At 74.9% G+C, this 3,207-nt stretch carries 1 protein-coding gene and 1 pseudogene; both read left to right on the forward strand.

All coding sequences use genetic code 11. The features are described 5' to 3' along the window. A pseudogene (locus ACFXA3_RS15880) lies at positions 1-2,535 on the forward strand (hypothetical protein); the annotation flags it as partial. Between the two features lie 193 nt (positions 2,536-2,728). After that, the coding region (locus ACFXA3_RS15885; protein WP_385187144.1) for a DivIVA domain-containing protein at positions 2,729-3,207 on the forward strand (479 nt) is incomplete at its 3' end.

A 3,207-nucleotide genomic window follows, 5' to 3' on the forward strand; every position in this document is an offset into this window, starting at 1 on the left:
GGGGCGGGGGGGGCGACCGCGGCGCTGGCCCCCGCTCCCGGGCGGCGCGCGGCCGGCCAGCCCCCCCCCGGGTGTCCCCCCGCGGCGCCGGCGGGGGGGCTCCCCCCCGCGCTGGAGGAGGCCGCGCGGCGCCGCCGGGAGGCCGAGGAGACCCTGGCGTCTGCCCGGACGGACGCCGACAGCGAGCGGGCCCAGGCCCGCGAGCAGAGCGAGGAACTGCTGGCCGCGGCCCGCAGGCGTTCCGAGGAGGCGCAGGCCGAGGCGGCCCGCCTGACCGAGGAGGCGGAGCGGCGCGCCGCGGAGCTGGTGTCGGCGGCCGAGGCCACCGCCCAGCAGGTGCGGGACTCCGTCGCCGGTCTGCACGAGCAGGCCGAGGAGGAGATCACCGGGCTGCGCAGCGCCGCCGAGCACGTGGCGGAGCGTACGAAGACGGAGGCCGAGGAGGAGGCTTCGCGGGTCCGCGCGGACGCCTACGCCGAGCGCGAGCGGGCCACCGAGGACGCCAACCGGATCCGCAGCGAGGCGCGGTCCGAGACGGACGCGGCGAAGGCGCTGGCGGAGCGCACGGTCGGCGACGCGATCGCCGAGGCCGAGCAGCTGCGCAGCGACACCGCCGAGTACGCGCAGCGGGTGCGTACGGAGGCGACGGACGCGCTGGCCGCCGCCGAACGCGACGCGTCCCGTACCCGGGCCGACGCCCGGGCCGACGCGAACCGGATCCGCGGCGAGGCGGCGGAGTCCCTGGAGTCCTCGCGTGCCGAGGGCGCCCGGATCGTCGCCGAGGCGACGGCGGAGGCCGAGCGGCTCACCGAGGAGACCCGGTCGGCGAACGAGGCGACCGTCGGCGAGGCCACCGCGGAGGCGGAGCGGATCACCGCCGAGGCGGCCGAGGCCGCGGACGCCACCCGTACCGAGGCGGCGGGCACGCTGGACGAGGCCCGCGTGGAGGCGGGCCGGCTGCGCACGGAGGCCGCGGAGCAGGCCGACCGGCTCGTCACCGAGGCCGTGTCCGAGGCGGAGCGGCTCACCGAGGAGACGCGCACCGCGAACGAGACCGCGGTCGGCGAGGCGACGGCGAAGGCCGAGCGGCTCACCCGGCAGGCGACCGACATGCTGGCGGCGGCGGAGCGGGACGCGACCCGGATCCTGGTCGACGCCCGCAACGAGGGCGACCGGCTGGTCGACGAGACGCGTGCGGCGAACGAGGCCACGGTCGGCGAGGCCGCGGCGGAGGCCGAGCGGCTGCGCCGGGAGGCGGCGCAGGTCCTGGAGGACGCCCGCGCGGAGGGCGGCCGGATCATCGGCGAGGCCACCGCGGAGGCGGACCGGGTCACGGTCGCGGCCAACGAGACGCTGGCCGGCGCGGAGCGCGAGTCGGAGCAGACGCTCGACGAGGCGCGCGCGGAGGCGAACCGGCTGCGCAGCGAGGCCGCCGAGCAGGCGGACCGGCTCATCACGGAGGCGGCGTCCGAGGCGGACAAGCTCACCGAGCAGACCCGCAAGGACAACGAGCGCACGGTCGGCGAGGCGCAGGCCGAGTCCGAGCGGCTGCGCGCGGAGGCCTCCGATGCCCTGGCGTCGGCGCAGGAGCACGCGACCCGTACCCGCTCGGAGGCCGAGCGGGTCAAGGCCGAGGCGGCGACCGAGGCGGAGCGCACCCGTACCGAGACCCGCGAGGAGTCCGAGCGGCTGCTGGACGAGGCCCGCGAGGAGGCCAACAAGCGGCGCACGGAGGCCGCGGAGCAGGTGGACCGGCTCATCACCGAGGCCGCAACGGAGTCGGACAAGCTGACCGCCGACGCGAAGGCCCAGGCGCTGGCCGCCACGACGGCGGCCGAGGAGCAGGCCGACGCGATGGTCGACGCGGCCCGCAAGGAAGCCGTGCGGATCTCCTCGGAGGCGACCGTCGAGGGCAACTCCCTGGTGGAGAAGGCCCGTACGGACGCGAACGAGCTGCTGGTCGGCGCGCGCAGCGATGCGGCCGCCATAAGGGAGCGGGCGGAGGAGCTGCGCTCGCGCGTCGAGGGCGAGGTCGAGGAGCTGCACGAGCGGGCCCGCCGGGAGTCCGCCGAGCAGATGAAGTCGGCGGGCGAGCGCGTGGACAAGCTGGTGCGGGCGGCGACCGAGCAGAGCGTGGAGGCCGAGGCGAAGGCCAAGGCGCTGGTGTCGGACGCGAGCAGCGAGGCGAGCAAGGTCCGGATCGCGGCGGTGCGCAAGGCGGAGGCGCTGCTCAAGGAGGCCGAGCAGAAGAAGGCCGAGGTGAGCCGGGAGGCCGACAAGGCCCTCTCGGAGGCGAAGGCGGAGGCCGAGCGCCTGGTCGACGAGGGCCGCCGTGAACTGGAGGTCCTGGTGCGCAGGCGCGAGGACATTCAGGCGGAGATCTCCCGTGTCCAGGACGTTCTTGAGGCGTTGGAATCATTCGAGGCGCCTTCGGGCGGCGGAAAGCCGGCCGTCGGCGGTCAGGGCGCGGGGGGCGTGAAGGCGGGAGCCGCTGCGGGTTCCACTCGTTCGGGTGGGAAGGCGTCGGAGGGCTAGCAATCGCTCAAGATGTGTGTTCCTGATGAAGGTTCAGCCGAACGAGTGACAAGCATTCTGTCGTCTTGCCACTCAAAAGGGGTGTCATTGTCCAGATCAAACGTGGATTGACTCGATGACACGCCGGTTCGGCGCCTAGGATTCTCCTAACACCTCACGTAGCACCTCATCGGTCTCATTCGACAGGAACCCCATGAGCGACACTTCCTCCCCCTTCGGCTTCGAGCTCGTGCGGCGTGGTTACGACCGCGGTCAGGTGGACGACCGCATTACCAAGCTGGTCTCCGACCGCGACAGCGCCCTTGGACGTATCAACTCTCTGGAAAAGCGGATCGAGGAGCTGCACCTCGAAACGCAGAACGCCCAGGCCCAGGTGAGCGACGCCGAGCCGTCGTACGCCGGCCTGGGCGCCCGGGTCGAGAAGATCCTGCGCCTGGCCGAGGAGGAGGCGAAGGACCTGCGCGAGGAGGCCCGTCGCGCGGCCGAGCAGCACCGTGAGCTCGCCGAGTCGGCTGCCCAGCAGGTGCGCAACGACGCCGAGTCGTGGGCCGCCGCCCCCCAGACGAAGGCGGGGGGCGAGGGGCGCCCCCAACGAGAGAAAGCCCCCGGGCCCGCCCCCCCCCAGCGCGCCCCGGCCCCGACAGCCCCCCCCCCCCCCCCCACGGGCGCCCC

The sequence above is a fragment of the Streptomyces sp. NPDC059456 genome, from assembly GCF_042750055.1.
GTDB lineage: Bacteria > Actinomycetota > Actinomycetes > Streptomycetales > Streptomycetaceae > Streptomyces.